This is a genomic window from Streptomyces sp. NPDC047869 (assembly GCF_040704065.1).
Classification (GTDB): Bacteria; Actinomycetota; Actinomycetes; order Streptomycetales; family Streptomycetaceae; genus Streptomyces.
Genome location: NZ_JBEYRK010000010.1, coordinates 1 through 14,342, shown reverse-complemented (window position 1 = coordinate 14,342; position 14,342 = coordinate 1). Strand labels below are relative to the sequence as shown.

General features: G+C 73.5%; 13 protein-coding genes and 1 tRNA gene. 10 read left to right on the top strand and 4 right to left on the bottom strand.

Annotated elements, in window-relative coordinates:
* Nucleotides 1–2 precede the first annotated feature (2 nt).
* Nucleotides 3–923 carry a class A beta-lactamase gene (bla, locus tag AB0924_RS15145; RefSeq protein ID WP_366911610.1) on the bottom strand — a complete coding sequence of 307 codons (921 nt, stop codon included), beginning with the start codon at nt 921–923 and terminating at the stop codon, nt 3–5.
* A gap of 140 nt (nt 924–1,063) precedes the next feature.
* Here bla and AB0924_RS15140 point away from each other — a divergent pair, with 140 nt between their 5' ends.
* A complete protein-coding gene (locus AB0924_RS15140) occupies nt 1,064–2,053 on the top strand; it encodes a LysR family transcriptional regulator (RefSeq protein ID WP_358933941.1) in 990 nt (329 codons plus the stop codon).
* On the top strand, nt 2,050–2,985 hold the full coding sequence (locus AB0924_RS15135; RefSeq protein WP_358933939.1) for a serine hydrolase: 936 nt from the start codon (nt 2,050–2,052) through the stop codon (nt 2,983–2,985). The genes AB0924_RS15140 and AB0924_RS15135 overlap by 4 nt, the downstream gene beginning before the upstream one ends.
* Nucleotides 2,986–3,358: 373 nt before the next feature.
* On the opposite strand, the gene AB0924_RS15130 is transcribed toward AB0924_RS15135, so the two are convergent.
* From AB0924_RS15130 to AB0924_RS15120, 3 genes are all read right to left on the bottom strand, one after another.
* Nucleotides 3,359–3,961 carry a hypothetical protein gene (locus AB0924_RS15130; protein ID WP_358933937.1) on the bottom strand — a complete coding sequence of 201 codons (603 nt, stop codon included), beginning with the start codon at nt 3,959–3,961 and terminating at the stop codon, nt 3,359–3,361.
* Nucleotides 3,962–4,225: 264 nt separating this feature from the next.
* Nucleotides 4,226–6,457, bottom strand: coding sequence for a catalase/peroxidase HPI (gene katG / locus AB0924_RS15125; RefSeq protein WP_358933935.1), 2,232 nt, complete (start codon nt 6,455–6,457; stop codon nt 4,226–4,228).
* Between the two features lie 57 nt (nt 6,458–6,514).
* The gene (locus AB0924_RS15120; protein WP_358933932.1) at nt 6,515–6,949 is read right to left on the bottom strand and encodes a Fur family transcriptional regulator; all 435 of its coding nucleotides are present in this window, start codon (nt 6,947–6,949) and stop codon (nt 6,515–6,517) included.
* Between the two features lie 290 nt (nt 6,950–7,239).
* Between AB0924_RS15120 and AB0924_RS15115 the strand changes: the two genes are divergently transcribed.
* The 8 genes from AB0924_RS15115 to AB0924_RS15080 all read left to right on the top strand — a co-directional run bounded on the left by AB0924_RS15115 (nt 7,240) and on the right by AB0924_RS15080 (nt 14,229).
* Nucleotides 7,240–7,334, top strand: a tRNA-OTHER gene (locus AB0924_RS15115).
* Between the two features lie 448 nt (nt 7,335–7,782).
* Nucleotides 7,783–8,970: an acyltransferase gene (locus AB0924_RS15110; RefSeq protein WP_366911609.1), complete on the top strand. Its 1,188-nt coding sequence runs from the start codon at nt 7,783–7,785 to the stop codon at nt 8,968–8,970.
* A 124-nt stretch (nt 8,971–9,094) separates the two neighbouring features.
* On the top strand, nt 9,095–9,574 hold the full coding sequence (locus AB0924_RS15105) for an SRPBCC family protein (RefSeq protein ID WP_351666287.1): 480 nt from the start codon (nt 9,095–9,097) through the stop codon (nt 9,572–9,574).
* 217 nt (nt 9,575–9,791) lie between these two features.
* A complete protein-coding gene (locus AB0924_RS15100; protein ID WP_366911608.1) occupies nt 9,792–10,682 on the top strand; it encodes an STAS domain-containing protein in 891 nt (296 codons plus the stop codon).
* A complete protein-coding gene (locus AB0924_RS15095) occupies nt 10,679–11,056 on the top strand; it encodes an STAS domain-containing protein (RefSeq protein ID WP_358933925.1) in 378 nt (125 codons plus the stop codon). The genes AB0924_RS15100 and AB0924_RS15095 overlap by 4 nt, the downstream gene beginning before the upstream one ends.
* Nucleotides 11,053–11,502, top strand: a complete 450-nt coding sequence (locus tag AB0924_RS15090; protein ID WP_358933922.1) for an anti-sigma regulatory factor — start codon at nt 11,053–11,055, stop codon at nt 11,500–11,502. The genes AB0924_RS15095 and AB0924_RS15090 overlap by 4 nt, the downstream gene beginning before the upstream one ends.
* On the top strand, nt 11,502–12,560 hold the full coding sequence (locus tag AB0924_RS15085; protein WP_358933920.1) for an ATP-binding SpoIIE family protein phosphatase: 1,059 nt from the start codon (nt 11,502–11,504) through the stop codon (nt 12,558–12,560). Before AB0924_RS15090 ends, AB0924_RS15085 begins: the two co-directional genes overlap by 1 nt.
* Nucleotides 12,544–14,229 carry a GAF domain-containing SpoIIE family protein phosphatase gene (locus AB0924_RS15080; protein ID WP_358933918.1) on the top strand — a complete coding sequence of 562 codons (1,686 nt, stop codon included), beginning with the start codon at nt 12,544–12,546 and terminating at the stop codon, nt 14,227–14,229. The genes AB0924_RS15085 and AB0924_RS15080 overlap by 17 nt, the downstream gene beginning before the upstream one ends.
* Nucleotides 14,230–14,342 lie beyond the last annotated feature (113 nt).

Sequence of the window (14,342 nt, the reverse complement as noted above, 5' to 3'; positions counted from 1 at the left end):
CCCTACTCGCCGGGCGCGAGGGCCTCCGCCAGCAGGGCGGCCGCGTCGCGGATCAGCCGGTTGTCGACGGACGCGTCCTTGGTGTCCTTCGTGGACAGCACGGTGAGCAGCAGCGGCGTCCCGCGGCTCGTCCAGGCGACGCCGATGTCGTTGGCGGTCGCGTAGTCGCCGGTGCCCGTCTTGTCCGCGAGGACCCAGCCCCGCGGCAGTCCGGCGCCGAACCGCTCGCCGCTGGTGGTGTTGCCCTTCAGCCAGGTGAGGAGACGCTCGCGGTCGGCGCGGGACAGGGCCCGCCCGAGGGTCAGCCGCTGGAAGCTGCCGCCGAGGGCTTCCGGCGTGGTGGTGTCACGCTCGTCGCCGGGGACGGCGGTGTTCAGGTCGGTCTCCCAGCGGTCGAGCCGGCTCACCCGGTCGCCGAGCGACCGGAAGAACCGGGTGAGCCCCTGCGGACCGCCGATCTCACGCAGCAGCAGGTTCCCCGCCGTGTTGTCGCTGTACTGGATCGCGGCCGCGCACAGCTCGCCCACCGTCATTCCCGTGGCCAGATGCTCCTCGGACCGCTGGGAGTTGGCGAGGATGTCACGCTGCGGATAGTGCACGACCTTGTCCAGCCGCGCGCAGTCACCGTGGTCGCGCAGCACGGCCGCGGCGGCGAACGCCTTGAACGTGGAGCACATCGCGAACGGCTCACCGGCCCGGTACGCCACGGTCCGGCCGGTGCGCGCGTTCCGGGCGTGGACACCGAGCCGGGCGCCGTACCGGCGCTCCAGATCACCGAACCGGTCCCGGAGTTCCTCCGGTTGGGCGTGCGGAGCCGCCGAGGCGGGGGCGGAGGCCAGGGCGGGGGCCACCGCGGCGGCGGTGGTGAGGGCGACGCCGGCCTTGAACAGGCGGCGGCGCGGCATCGGGGCGGCACTGGTCATGTGCGGAGTTCTCCCAGGTCGTCGGTGATCGGGCGTCGGCTTGGTGGATCCTCGTCGACCGGGACAGCGAAACAGCAGGACTCCGCTCATGTCCAAGAGTGAACTTTGAAGGCTCCATACCCAATTGATATGACTGCTGGATGGATCTGCTCGCGCATCTCAAGGCGTATGTCGCCACCGTGGACGAGACGAGCTTCTCGCGGGCCGCCGACCGGCTCGGGATCGCCCAGCCGCTCCTCAGCCGCCGTATCAAGACGTTGGAGGCCCACTTCGGCGGCCTGTTGTTCGACCGTTCCCGGCGGCAGGTGGCGACGACGGAACTGGGCATGCTGCTGCTCCCCTACGCGCGGGACGTCCTGGACCGGGCCCAGCGGCTCGAACAGGCTGCCCGGTCCGCCCAGCGGGTGCGGACCCGGGCCGTGGGAGTGCCCGCCGACCGTGCGCCGGCCGCGCTGGCCCGGGTCATCCGGGCCGGGGCGGAGCGCGGCGTCACGCTCGGGGTGCGCGAACTGCCGCCCGAGGAGCGGGCAGACCGGCTGGCGGACGGCTCGCTCGCGTACGCGCTGCTGCGCGTCCAGCCCGAGCACGCCGCGTACCGGGTGCCGCTCGGCCTGGCCGGCGCGCCGCCCCTCGACACGGAACGGCCGGCGCGCGCCGCCGCGCGGGCCGGCCGGGGGCGTCCGGTCCACCTGGAGGACCTGCGGCCGCGCCGCGACGCCGCCACCGGGGAACGGTCCTCTCCCCTGCCGATCCTGACCCTGGCGGAGGACGAGGCGCCCGGTGCGTGGGCCCGGCTGGGCAGGGCGGCGGCACGCTCCGGGCTGCCGGAGCGGCTGGTGCGGCCGGCCGGACCGGCGGCCACCGCGCTCGCCGAGACGCTGGCGGGCCGGGCGATGCTGCTGTGCGACGAGCCCTTCGCACGACGCCACGGGGCCGACTGGGCGCCCCTGGCCGACGCGTCGCTGCACCGGGGGTACGACGTGCGGGGCACCCCACGTCAGCGGAGCGGCGACGTGCCGGAGTGGCTGTCCGCGGTGCTGGCGGCGGCCGCCGGTGCCGAGACCGCCGTACGCGCTGCCGGGCGGCCGGAGTCCACGGACGCCAGGTCGCGGCTGGCGGCACGCGGATGACCGGGGACGCGGCGTACCGTCCGGCGCGGTTCTGCGGTGACGGCCACCTCCTGGACGTCGCCGAGGAGATCGCCCGGGACTGGGCGGCGCTCGGCGTGCGCGGTTCGTTCCTCGCCCGCGACATCGACAGCGGCGACCAGCTCGGCTTCGACATCGAGGAGCCGATCCCCCTCGCGTCCGTGGTGAAGGTGCCGTTCGCGCTGGTCGTGCTGGACCTGATCGCGGTCGGCGACCTGGACCCCGCCCTGCCGGTGACGGTCGACCCGGCCACCAGCAGCGTCGGCCCCACCGGCATCGCGGCGTTCCGGCACCCGGTCACGGTGGCCGTCGGCGACCTGCTCCTGCTCATGCTCTCGGTGAGTGACAACGCCGCCGCAGACGCGCTGTTCGGGCTGGTGCCGGTGGCCGGCGTCGACGCCCGGCTGCGCGCCTGGGGCTGCGCCGGAATCCAGGTACGGCACCGGATGAACCACATGTACGAGTGCGCCGCCGGCGCCGCGGGCAACGACTTCTCCCTCGCCCTGGAACTGGCCGTCCGCGACGAGCGGGCGGGCCGGCACACCATCGAGACGCTCGACCCCGCGCACGCCAACCTCGGCACCGCCTCGGCGCTGGTCGGCCTGCTCGGGCGGGTGTGGCGCGACGAGGTGGCGCATCCCCGGGCCACGGCCGAGCTGCGGCGGCTGATGGGCCACCAGGTCTTCACCCAGCGGCTGGCGAGCGAACTGCGCGCCGACAGCCTGCGGCTGAGCGGCAAGACGGGCACGTTCCTGCATCTGCGGCACGAGATCGGCGTGGTCGAGGCGGACTCCGGGAGCCGGGTGGCCGTCGCCGCGCTCACCCGGGCCGACCGGCGGGCCGCGCAGGCGCCGGACATCGATCTGGCGATCGGCGTCGGTGCGCGCCAGGCGTTCGAGGCGCTGCGCGGGTGAGGGGCCGCGCGAGTGAGGCACGGAGGCGGTTGGGGGCGGCGCGGCTGAGGCACGGACATGGTGAGGTGCGACGCGGATGAGGCGCGGGCGTGGGGCTCGGACAGGCAGCCCCAGACAGGCGAGGCGCGGACGGGGCAGACGCGGGTGTGGGCGCGGGGCGAGGCCCGGACGGGCAGATGGGCAGACGCAGGCAGAGGCGCGGGACAGGCACACCGAGGCAGACGAGGCGCGGACGGGGCAAGCACGGGCGGGGCGCGGACAGGCAGGCGGGGCGCGGACGAGCAGACGCACGCAGGCGAGGCGCGGACGGGGCAGACGCGGGTGTGAGCGCGGGGCGAGGCGCGGACGGGCAGGGGCCGGGGCGCGGGGCCGGTCAGCCTCGGCCACCGCTGTAGTTGCGCCACTCGGGTCCGACGCGCTTCCACTCCTCGTCCCATTCGGCCAGCCTGCGCCGCACCAGCGCGTTGCGGACCAGCCAGCCGCCCGCCCAGACCGTCGTGCCGGTGACCTGGGCGACGAGGGCGCCGGTGAGGACCGTCTGCAGCATGGCCTCGGTCGCGGAGGCGGGCGCGGGCACCGCCCGGCCCGTACGGTCCGTCCACACCGTGACCTGGGTACCGGCCGGAGCGCCCGGCAGGACCTTCGCCCGGTCCATGTGCACCTTGCCGTCCGGGCCCGTCCAGCGGGCCGTGGCCCAGACCCGGCCGTCGTCGTAGCCGCTGCCGGCGGCCGGGGTCTTCACCGCGCCGTCGGTGAGGACCGCGGAGACGGCGTGCACCTGGGCCCGCCGTGCGGTCAGCGTCGAATCCACGGAGTGCGCCGCCGCCCAGCCCCCGAGGACGGCGCCCAGCAGGGCGAGGATCCACGTGGCGAGCACGACCCAGCCCTCGACGATGTCGCTGTGCCGGCGCAGTGGGTTGCGCCGCCAGCGCCACAGCCGGTCCCGGGTCACCGTCGTGGGAGGTGTCCGAGTCATCGGCCGCCGCCTCCTCTCGCCTGCCGGCGGCCGCGTGCCGGGGCGCGCGGGCCCGCTCGGCGTCCGGAGGATCCGGATCGGGATCCGGATCGCCACCTCACCATCGTGCACCCCGACCGCCGCGACCGCAGTACCGGCGACGGTCTTCGTCGCCGGTACCCGCGCGGCCGGGGTGCGGGCAGGGCAGGGCCGCGCGCGCCGGTGCACGCCGAGGGCGCCCGTGCCGGCCCCTACGGACCGGCACGGGCGCCCTCGGTGGATCGGTCAGGCCAGGTCGAACCGGTCGAGGTTCATGACCTTGTCCCAGGCGGCGACGAAGTCCTTCACGAACTTCTCCTTGGCGTCGTCGCCCGCGTAGACCTCGGCGAGCGCGCGCAGCTCGGAGTTCGAGCCGAAGACCAGGTCGGCGCGGCTGCCGGCCCACTTCACCTCGCCCGTGGCGGCGTCCCGGCCCTCGAACGTGGTCTGGTCCTCGGAGGTCGCCGACCACGTCGTGCCCAGGTCGAGCAGGTTGACGAAGAAGTCGTTCGTCAGCGAGCCGGGCGTCGTGGTGAAGATGCCGAGCTGCGAGCCCTCGGGGCCCACGCCCAGCACGCGCAGGCCGCCGACCAGGACGGTCGTCTCCGGGGCGCTCAGCGTCAGCAGGTTGGCCCGGTCCAGCAGCAGGAACTCGGCCGGCAGGCGGTTGCCCTTGCCGAGGTAGTTGCGGAAGCCGTCCGCGGTCGGCTCCAGCGCCTCGAAGGACTCGGCGTCGGTGTGCTCCTCACCGGCGTCCACCCGGCCCGGCGTGAAGGGCACCTCGACCTGGAAGCCGCCCTCCTTGGCGGCCTTCTCCACGGCCGCGGCACCGCCGAGGACGATGAGGTCGGCGAGGGAGACCCGCTTGGCGCCGGAGGAGGCGTTGAACTCCTGCTGGACGCTCTCCAGGGTGCGCAGCACCAGCGCGAGCTGGTCGGGCTGGTTGACCTCCCAGCCGCGCTGCGGCTCAAGGCGGATGCGGGCGCCGTTGGCACCGCCGCGCTTGTCGCTGCCGCGGAAGGTGGACGCGGACGCCCAGGCGGTGGTGACGAGCTGGGTGACGGTCAGGCCCGAGTCGAGCAGCTTGGTCTTGAGCGCCGCGATGTCGGCGTCGTCGATCAGCTCGCCCTCGCGCTCCGGCAGCGGGTCCTGCCAGAGCAGGGTCTCCTCCGGAACCTCCGGGCCGAGGTAGAGCGACTTCGGGCCCATGTCGCGGTGGGTCAGCTTGTACCAGGCGCGGGCGAAGGCGTCCGCGAACTCCTGCGGGTTCTCGTGGAAGCGGCGGGAGATCGGCTCGTAGATCGGGTCGAGGCGCAGCGCCAGGTCGGTGGTGAGCATCGACGGGGCGATCCTCTTCGAGGAGTCGTGGGCGTGCGGGACCGTGCCCTCGCCCGCCCCGTCCTTCGGCTTCCACTGCTTGGCGCCGGCCGGGGACTCGGTGAGCTCCCACTCGTAGCCGAAGAGGTTGTCGAAGAAGCCGTTGCTCCACTGGGTGGGCGTGGTGGTCCAGGTGACCTCCAGGCCGGAGGTGATCGCGTCGGCGCCCTTGCCGGTGCCGTAGCTGCTCCGCCAGCCCAGGCCCTGCTCCTCGAAGCCGGCGGCCTCCGGGTCGGGGCCGACGTGGTCGGCGGGGCCGGCGCCGTGGGTCTTGCCGAAGGTGTGGCCGCCGGCGATCAGGGCGACGGTCTCCTCGTCGTTCATCGCCATGCGGCGGAAGGTCTCACGGATGTCGCGGGCCGCGGCGATCGGGTCCGGGTTGCCGTTGGGGCCCTCCGGGTTGACGTAGATCAGGCCCATCTGGACGGCACCGAGCGGGTTCTCCAGCTCGCGGTCGCCGGTGTAGCGCTTGTCGTCGAGCCAGGTGGTCTCGGGACCCCAGTAGACGTCCTCCTCCGGCTCCCACACGTCCTCGCGGCCGCCGGCGAAGCCGAAGGTCTCGAAGCCCATCGACTCCAGGGCGACGTTGCCGGCCAGAACCAGCAGGTCGGCCCAGGACAGGCTCTGGCCGTACTTCTTCTTGACCGGCCACAGCAGCCGGCGGGCCTTGTCCAGGTTGGCGTTGTCCGGCCAGCTGTTCAGCGGGGCGAAGCGCTGCTGGCCGGCGCCGGCGCCGCCGCGGCCGTCGCTGATGCGGTAGGTGCCCGCGCTGTGCCAGGCCATCCGGATGATGAAGGGGCCGTAGTGGCCGAAGTCGGCCGGCCACCAGTCCTGGGAGGTGGTGAGCACCTCGGCGATGTCCTGCTTCACGGCCGGGAGGTCCAGTGACTTGAACGCCTCGGCGTAGTCGAAGTCCGCGCCCAGCGGGTTGGCGACGGCAGGGTTCTTGGCAAGGATCTTCAGGTTGAGCCGCTCCGGCCACCACTGACGGTTGCCACCACCCTGGGTCGGATGCAGGGCACGCCCGTGCGCGACGGGGCAGCCGCCGCTCGCCTCCTCCGACTTCGCGTCTGTGACGATCGCGTCGTGGTTCTCAGTCATGGCAATCCTTCCGAACGGAACGGAACTCTGTGCTCAGGAACTCAGGAACTCAGGAACTCAGGAAAGGCCGGTGGAACAGTCGGGGCAGGTGCCCCAGTAGACGACCTCGGCCTCGTCGATCGAGAAGCCGCGGTCGTCGGACGCGGTCAGGCAGGGCGCCTCGCCCACCGCGCAGTCGACGTCGGCGAGGGCACCGCACGACCGGCACACGATGTGGTGGTGGTTGTCGCCGACGCGTCCTTCGAACCGGGCGGGGCTGCCGGCCGGCTCGATCCGCCGTACGAGGCCCGCCGCGGTCAGCGCGTGCAGTGCCTCGTAGACGGCTTGCAGGGAAATGTGGCCCACACGGTCGCGGACCCCGGAAGCGATCGCCTCGACGCCGAGGTGGTCACCGTCCCGGACTGTCTCCAGCAGCGCGACACGGGCCGCCGTCACGCGCAGGCCGGCACCGCGCAGCTCCTCGGCGGTGGTCGGAGTACCGGATGCGGTCATGGGCCGAACCTACCCCTGTAAACACGAACGGTTCAATAAAACGAACGATGCAATTCTGGTCTCGTGCCGACGCCCGGTGTTCGTCCGTGCGTGGCTTTGCCCGGCGTCTCCGGCGGCGTCGTGTGAACGCATCATGTGGCCGCACGGCTCGCCAGGCGGCGCGCCGAGCCGACGGGTCCTCCGAACGGGTGAGCGCGGGGCGATCGACGTCAGCGGAATGTCAGGGCACGGTCAGCGGCCGCTGCCAGAGTGATGTGTGTGAACGGCGCGGGAGACCGGGCCGGGAACAGGGAGAGGTGCCCGGAGTGGCTGATCGGGGACCGAGAGCACGCCTTGAGGTCGGGCCCGTCAGGGGTCCACGCAGGTTCGAATCCTGCCCTCTCCGCCGCTGCGAGCCGAGCCTCGGGCCCCGGCGCGATGCCATCGCCGCGTCGCCGCCGCGCCCCGGCGTCCGGGCCGCCGGTCTTCCCGGCGCGTCCGCTCGCCCACCCGCTCGCCGCTCCCGCTCGCCCGCCGGCAGAACGAACGCCGGCCTCGCCCCACTCCCCCGCCGGCACCGGCGCCGAGCAGGAACCGGCGAGGCGGTCGACTCACGTGTACCCGTGCTTCGTTGCCGCCGGCGGGCCCAGGGCCCCGGCGCGCCGGTCACGGCGCCTCCGCCGGGCCACGGGCTTTTCACTCGTAAGGATGCCCGGGTCCGGCCGTCCGTCGCATACGGCGGGTCCAGTCGTTCGGCAGCAGTGTGATGTTTGCAACGTGACGTGAATGCAAAGGGGCGAACGGGCAATGTTCCCCTTTATGCCCCACGCAACCCTCCTGCGGCAGGTGATGTGATGACCACGGCGACGACCCGGACGACCCGGACGCCGCCCGCACAAACCGGCGAGACCAGGGCGGGCTCCGCCCCGCCCACCGCCCGGCCCGCACTGCCGTCCCTGACCGGGTTGCGCTGGGTCGCGGCACTGCTGGTCTTCGGACTGCACGTGAACAACTTCGGCTACTTCGGGGGCGAGCCCGGCCGTATCGTCCTGTGGGGTTTCGGGGCGGGCGCCACGGGTGTGTCGTTCTTCTTCGTGCTGTCCGGTTTCGTACTGACGTGGTCCGCGCGGCCCCACGACCGCGCGCCGGCCTTCTGGCGGCGGCGGATCGCGCGTGTCTACCCGGTGCACCTGGTCACCCTGGGCATCGCCCTGCTCATGGCCTACGCGCTGCCCCACCAGGCGAGACCGACCTCCGGACAGGCGCTGTCCAACCTGCTGCTGGTGCACTCGTGGTGGCGTCCCTGGTGGCAGACGCTGAACCCGGTGAGCTGGTCGCTGGCCTGCGAGGCGTTCTTCTACGCGGCCTTCCCGCTGCTGTTCCTGCTGCTGCGCCGGCTGGGCGCCCGGGGCGCGACGGTGCTGGGCGCGCTGTCGGTGGTGGCCGTGCTGGTCCTGGCCCGGGCGGACGCCCACCACTGGACGGAACAGGCCCTGTACTCGATGCCAGCCGCCCGCCTCCCGGAGTTCGTGCTCGGTGCCGTCACGGCACGGCTGGTGCTGCTCGGCCGGTGGCGCGGGCCCGGACTCGAGGCCTCGCTGGCGCTGGCGGTCATCGGCTACTTCCTGGTGCCCCAGGTGACGCCCGGCTACCCGGCCACCGTCTGCACCATCGCCGGGTTCGCCCTGCTCATCCCGGCCGCGGCCGTCGCGGACCTGCGTGGGCTGCCGTCGCTGTGGCGGCGCCGGCGGCTGGTGCGGCTCGGGGAACTGTCGTTCGCCTTCTACATGATCCACCTGCTGGTCCTGCGCGCCGGCACCCAACTGCTGGGCACGAAACCGCACTTCGGCCTGCTCGCGGGACTGGCGGTGACGGCGGTCGCCTTCACCGTGTCGCTGGCGCTGTCCTGGGTGCTGTACGAGGCGGTGGAGCGGCCCGCGAGACGGCTGCTGCTGCGCCGCCGGCGCACCCGCCGCGAGTCACCGGAGCGGCGCGAACCGGCCGCGGAACCCCGAGAGGCGCCGGCCCCGGCCCGGGACTGACGGGCGCCGCCCGCGGCCCCGCCGCTCGCCCGCATGTCCCCCGTTCGCGGGATCGTGTGCATGACTTGGCGGCAAACAGGAACCCGCTCTTCGTACAGCCGACGAGAACGAGAGGTGTTCCTGTATGTCGCAGGTCGAGGAATCCGTGCGGGTCGGCGTCCCGGTGCGCACCGCCTACAACCAGTGGACCCAGTTCGAGACGTTCCCCGAGTTCATGGAGGGGGTGGAGCGCATCGAGCAGCGCACCGACTCCCTCACTCACTGGGTGACCAACGTCGGTGGGGTACGGCGGGAGTTCGACGCGGCGATCACCGAGCAGCGGCCGGACGAGCGAGTCGCCTGGACCACCGTCGACGGCGAGGCGAAGCAGGCCGGCGTCGTCACCTTCCACCGCATCGACGACTCCACCACGAAGGTCATGCTGCAACTGGAGTTCGAACCCGAGGGCCTGGCCGAGACGGTCGGCGACAAGCTCGGTGTCGTCAAGCGGCGGGTCTCCGGGGATCTGCACCGGTTCAAGGACTTCATCGAGCAGCGCGGCGGCCGGGAGACCGGTGCGTGGCGCGGCGAGATGGGCGGCCCGGGCGGCGGCGGGGCGATCTGATCCGTCGCACGCACGAGTGATGTGCCTAACAGTGCGGAGAGGTCTCCCTGATCCGGGGTAGACGGCCTCCGACACCGGCCCGGCGGCTTCGGCCGCCGGGCCGTCCGGGGTTCGGCCGCTCGCCGGCACGGGCCCTGCTGTCTGTCGTATGGAGGCCATCGGCCCGTAACCGGCCGGACGGGGGCGGAGCCGGGCTGTGCGGAAGGAGAGGGTGTACGTGCCGGAGCAGGATGCGGCCGAGTCGGCGTCTCGTGTGGTGAGCGCTTTTCTGGAGCGGCGTCAGGAGCAGATCGCGCAGCGCTGGGCGGACGCCCCCTTGTTCCGCTCGGTGTTCACCGTCTCCCGCGACGAGGCGGTCGAGGCGTGCAAGGCCGTGCTGGACGCGCTCTCGGACGTGGCGATGAGCGGCCGGTTCGAGGACATCGACGCCCCCGGCTTCGGCACGGTGCGCGAGCAACTGGGCCGGATGGCCGCGACGCGGTCCCGTACGGGATCAAGCCCGGCGCAGATCTCCGCCGAGGTGGCCGCGCTGCGCGGCCCGGCGGTGGAGCTGCTGCGCGAGGAGTTCCCCGACCCGGCAGGACCCGAGGCGCAGGAAGGGGCGCTCGCCCTGACCCTGATCATGGGCACCCTGCGTCTGGTGGTGATGGAGACGGCGCTGCACGCGGGTGAGGACCTGATCCACCGGCAGCGGCAGCAACTGCTCGAAGTGGCCACGCCCGTGATCCAGTTGTGGGAGGGCACCGTCGCCGTGCCACTCATCGGCACCCTGGACAGCGCGCGCAGCCAGGTGGTCATGGAGTCCCTGCTGGAGGCGATCGTCGAACAGCGGGCCCGGTACGCGATCCTGGACATCACCGGTGTGCCCACGGTGGACTCGCTGGTCGCGCAGCACCTGATGAAGACGGTGGCCGCCGCACGGCTGATGGGGGCGGAGTGCATCGTCTCCGGCATCCGGCCGGCGATCGCGCAGACCATCGTGCAGCTCGGCATCGACCTCGGGACGGTACTCACCCGTGCCTCGCTGGCCGACGCGCTCGCCTACGCGCTCGGCCGGCAGGGCATCGAGGTCTCCGCCCGCACGGACGCCGGGGCGGGCGCGCGGTGATCCAGCCCTTCTCCGGTCAGGCCCAGGTGCCCGTACTCGCACTGGGCGACGTGCTGCTCGTCTCGCTGCAGGGTGAGTTGCACGACGGCATGGCCGAACAGCTCCAGCACGACATCTCCAGCCGCATCGCCACCAGCAGGGTGACCGGTGTGGTGATCGACATCTCCGGTGTCGACATCGTGGACTCCTTCCTCGGCCGGGTGCTCGCGGAGATCGCCTCGACGGCCCGGCTGCTGGCGGCCCGGACGGTGCTGGCCGGCATGCGGCCGGCGGTGGCCATCACCCTGGTCGAACTGGGGCTCATGCTGCCCGGTCTGACCACCGCTCTCGATGTCGACCGCGCCATGGAACTTCTGTCGCCGGAGGGGAAATGATCCCGGCGTCGTCCGGCCGGGCCTGCTCGACCTGCCTGCCCATCGGCTCGGACGGTGATCTGGCCCTCGTCCGGCAGCAGGTGCGGCAGTACGCGGCGCAGCTCGGCTTCGGCCTGGTGCAGCAGACCAAACTGGTGACCGCGGCCAGTGAACTGGCCCGCAACACGCTGGTGCACGGCGGCGGCGGCCGGGCGGAGATCACCCCCTTGGACCACGGTGGCGTCCCGGGGCTGCGCATGCGCTTCACCGACGAGGGCCCGGGCATCCGGGACCTGGACCTGGCGATGACCGACGGCTACACCTCCGGCGGCGGCCTGGGTCTGGGACTGAGCGGTGCCAGACGGCTCGTGCAGGAGTTCGCCGTGGACACCGAGCCCGGCCGGGGCACCACGGTCACGGCCGTCGCCTGGGTCACTCCGGTTCCGCCGTCCAGGACGGGGATGTGATGGGGCGGGTGTGGGAGATCCCGGTGCACGACTCGACACGGGTGCGGGACGTCCGGGTCGCGGCCGAGGCCGCGAGCGCCGCCGCGGGCCTCGGCCAGGAGCGCACCGCGGCGGCCGCGCTGGTCGCCACCGAGCTGGCGACCAATCTGCTCAAGTACGCCGACGCGGGCCGCATGGTGCTGAACCTGGTGGACGGCCCGGCCGGCGGCGCGCCGTCGGTGCAGTTGTGCTCGCTCGACCAGGGGCCGGGCATCGCGGACGTCGGCACGGCCCTGCGCGACGGTTTCACCACCGCCGAGGGGTCCCTCGGGGCGGGCCTGGGCAGTTGCCGCCGGCTCGCGAACGCCTTCCACCTGTACAGCGCCCCGGGGCGCGGAACGGTGGCGACGGCCCGTGTCGACCACGAGGCCGCCCGCGCCGGCGCTTCGGCGCGGGAGGTGCCGGCGGGCGGGATCAACGTCGCCCTCGACCAGGCGGAGCACTCCGGGGACTCCTGGGGGTGGGCACGCTCCGGTTCCCTGCTGACGCTGCTGCTGGCCGACGGTCTCGGGCACGGCGCCAAGGCCGCCCACGCCTCCACCGCGGCGGTGGAGGAGCTGCACGCCGGCGCGCATCTGCCGCCGGTGGAGATACTGCGCCGCCTGCACACCACCCTGCGGCGCACCCGGGGCGTGGCCGCCGTGGTGGCGCAGGTGGACACGGAGCGGCGGGAACTGCGCTTCGCCGGGGTGGGCAACGCCGGCGCCCGGCTGCGCACGGGAGACACCTGGACGTCGCTGATCTCCCATCCGGGCATCGTAGGGGCGTACTTCCCGGCGCACGTTCCGCTGCGGAAGATGCCGTGGCACGCGGACAGCCTGCTCGTCGTGCACAGCGACGGGCTGCCCAGCCGCTGGTCGCCCCCCGCCGACCCCGGCCTGCTCGCCCGTGACCCGTCGGTGGTGGCCGCGACGATCCTGCGCGAAGCGAGCAGTCCCGCCCGCCCCGTACGCGACGACACCAGTGTGGCCGTACTGGCCCCCGACCGCCGGACCAGTTCCCATGACAGCCGCCCGTGACCTCTGGACCATCGACTCGGCCGCCGACGCGGCCCGCGCCCGGGCCGTGCTCGCGCGGCTCACGTCGGACGCGGGCCTGCCCGCGCTCGACCGCGCCCGCTTCCTGACCGCGTTCACCGCGCGGCTGCGCCGCTGTCTCGAGGACGGCGGCGCCGAGGTCGCCGTCCGCTCCGACGCCCCCGGGCAGTTGCACATCGCGGTACGGCAATCGGGCCGGCCGGGGGCGTGGCGGCACACCCTGACCTGCCCCCGCCCGGTGCCGTCGCCGCTGCCCACACCCGCCGGGCTGGACGGCGCACGGCTCGCCGAGGCACTGCTCGACGCCGACGCGGACGCCGACGCGGTACTGGAGAACCTGGCCGAGACGGAGGAGATGGTCAGTTTCCACCGGGAGGAGCTCCACCAGACGAACCAGGGGGTGCTGGCGCTGCACGCCGAGCTGGAGGCGGCCGCGCGGGCGCAGCACGAACTGCTGGACGCGGAACGGGCGGCACGCGAAACGGCGGAGAACGCCCGCCGGCTGCTGACCTTCCTGGCGAACGCGAGCGCCGCCCTGAACGCCTCCCTCGAACACGACGACATCCTGCGCAGACTGCCCGACCTGCTCGTCCCGGAGTACGCCGCCGACGTCGACATCTGGCTCCCGGACGACGAGCGCACGCCTTCGGGCGACCGGGCGGCCGCGACCGTCACCGCGGCCCGCACGGGCCGCCCGCAGCACGCGGCCCGGCACCCGGGCGAACTGCCGGGCGTGGACGACCTGCCGCCCTCCGCCCTCTTCCCCGACCGGCCGCTGCTGTGCATCCCGCTGGGCGCGCGCACGGTGCAGGGCGTGCTGACGCTGACCGCGCCGGGCGAGCGGTTCGACCCGGACACCACCGTGATGCTGCTGGAACTGGGCCGGCGGGCGGGGATCGCGCTGGACAACGCCCGCCAGTACGAGCAGCACCGGGACGTCGCCGAGGCGCTGCAACGCGCCCAGCTCACCGAACTGCCCGACGTCCGGGGCGTGTCACTGGCCGCGCGCTATCTGCCCGCGACCCGGGGCCTGAACATCGGCGGCGACTGGTACGACGCGTTCCCGCAGCCCGACGGCAGCGTCCTCGCGGTGATAGGGGACGTCACGGGGCACGGGCTGCGCGCGGCGGTCATCATGGGGCAACTGCGCACCGCGCTGCGCGCGTACGCCGTCGAGGGCAACGGCCCGGCCCGCATCCTCACCCTGCTGCACCGGATGCTCCGGCACCAGCAGCCGGAGCTGTACGCGACGTGCGCGGTCGCCCGCTTCACCCCGGGCGATCCGGCCGTGGTGTGGGCCGCGGCCGGCCACCCGCCGGCCGTCACCCGGGATCCCGGCGGCGGGGTGAGCGTCCTGGACCTCAAGCCGGGGATCATGCTGGGCGTGCCCCTGGCGTACGAGTACGAGGAACACACCGTGCGGCTGCCTGCCGGGTCCACGCTGGCGCTCTACACGGACGGCCTCGTGGAGCGGCGGGCGGCGGGGATCGACGTGGGCATCGACCGGCTGGCCCGGGCCCTGGAGACGCTCGGCGCCGCGGAGTTGGAGGATCTGGACTCGGCGGCCGAGTCGCTGCTGAAGCCGATGCTGCACGACTCCGAGCACGACGACGACGTCTGTCTGCTGCTCTGCCGCACCTCGGCGACGTGAACAGCCGTGCGCCGGCCCCCCGCGCGAGGGGGCCGGGGGAGCCGCTGCCGCCAGATCTGCACGCCGTCGTCATCGCCACCCACGGCCGCGACGAGGAGACCGTGCTGACCGAG